Below are 1,960 nucleotides of genomic sequence, written 5' to 3'. Positions count from 1 at the left end.
GGACCTGCGTAAACATCTCGCTGCTTTCCTGCCGGATTACATGGTGCCTGCATTCTTCATCATCATGGACAGCTTCCCGCTTACCGGCAACGGCAAGATCGACAGGAAGCGCCTCCCGATCCCGCAGGAGACAAACCTCTCCACAGCCGGATACGAAGCGCCGGTCACAGATACCGAACAACAGCTGGCCGCCCTGTGGACGAAGCTCCTGCATGTACAGCGGGTGGGCCTCAATGATCACTTCTTTGAACTGGGCGGACATTCGCTGAAGGCGGTCAATGCCATTGCGGAGATCTTCCGGACTTTCCAGGTGAATCTGCCCCTGAACCTCTTCTTCCAGAAAGCGACGGTAAAAGAGCAGGCCGCTTTCATCGACAAGCAACAGAAGCAACAGGTAGAACAGCTCGCCATCGCGCCGGTACAGGCATTCTACCCGCAATCGTCTTCACAGAAGCGGTTGTACCTGCTGCACCAGATAGAAGGCTCTGAAAACAGTTATAACATCCCCAGGGCCTTCCAGGTAAAAGGGAACATCGATACTGCGCGGCTGGAACAATGCTTTGCTACGCTGATTGCACGCCACGATGCGCTGAGAACTTCGTTTGAAATGAGAGACGGCGCACCGGTACAAATCATCAGGGATACCGTTCCTTTCCATATTGGCTATACGGAAGCTGCACCGCAGGAAAAAGGCCGGCTGATACGCTCTTTTGTGCGCACCTTTGACCTGGCCGCTCCCCCCTTACTGAGGGCACAGCTGTTTGATTTCGGTGCGAACGACCTGTTGTTCATCTTCGATATGCACCATATCATCTCCGATGGCGTTTCATCTGCTTTATTTACAGAAGAGCTGATCAGCTTATACAACGGTGAAGCGCTGGAGCCTGTAACCTTCCAGTATAAAGACTTTGCCGTATGGCAGAATGACTTGTTGCTGAACAACGCATTTAAAGACCAGGAAAGCTACTGGCTGCAACAGTTTGCGGAAGAAGCGCCGGTACTCAGCATACAGACAGACTTCCCAAGACCAGCGCGTAAGTCGTTTAATGGAAAGAGAATGCAGGTCGGTTTATCTGCCGAAGTGTGTCAGCAGCTGGACAAGCTGGGCATGCAATGGGGTTACACGCTGCATCAATTGCTGCTGGCCGCCTTCAAGGTACTCCTCTATAAATATTCCGGCAATGAAGATATAGTGGTAGGCACGCCGGTGGCAGGCCGCACCAGGGCGGAGCTGGACAAGGTACTGGGCGTGTTCATCAATACGCTTGCGATCAGGTCTTATCCCGCCGGTAAAAAGACCTTCCGGGATTTCCTGGCAGAGGTAAGCAACACAGCTGTTGAAGCCCTGAAAAACCAGGACTACCCATTTGAATTGCTGATAGATAAACTCGATCTCAAACGGGACATGAGCCGCAACCCGCTCTTTGATGTGATGTTCTCCTTCCTGCATGAAGACAGAGACAGCCTGCCGCTGGGAGATGCCGTGCTGGAACCTGTGACGGATATTTACGACACCAGCAAATTTGATCTGTTGCTGGAAGGCGTGAGAACCGGTAATCATATCAGGCTGAATCTTGAATATAGTACGGATCTTTTCAGCGCTGCTACAGCTGAACGTTTCCTGCAACACTATGTAAACCTGCTGCAGGAAATCAACAGTCATCTCAACAGCACACTGGCAGACATCAATATTCTCCAACCAGCCGAAACACAATGGCTGCTCACGGATTGTAATGATACCGCTGCCCGCTATCCGGAAGATATATGTATCCACCAGCTGTTTGAAGAACAGGTGAAACGGCATCCGGATAATGTGGCATTGGTATTTGAAGATAAACAACTGACCTATGCTGCCCTGGATGCCAAAGCCACTCAGCTGGCTGCCGCCATACAGGAAGCTATGCCAGCGAATGAAAACCAGGTCATCGCCGTGATGCTCGACAGAAGTCCGGAGATGATC

At 51.6% G+C, this 1,960-nt stretch carries 1 protein-coding gene; it reads left to right on the top strand.

What is annotated here, in order from left to right; genetic code table 11:
* Positions 1-1,960, top strand: a 1,960-nt coding sequence (locus VM802_RS15270) for a condensation domain-containing protein (protein WP_325531961.1), incomplete at both ends; no start/stop codon positions are given.

The sequence above is a fragment of the Chitinophaga sp. genome, from assembly GCF_035538455.1.
Lineage (GTDB): Bacteria > Bacteroidota > Bacteroidia > Chitinophagales > Chitinophagaceae > Chitinophaga.
This window is presented reverse-complemented; position numbering and strand designations above follow the sequence as displayed.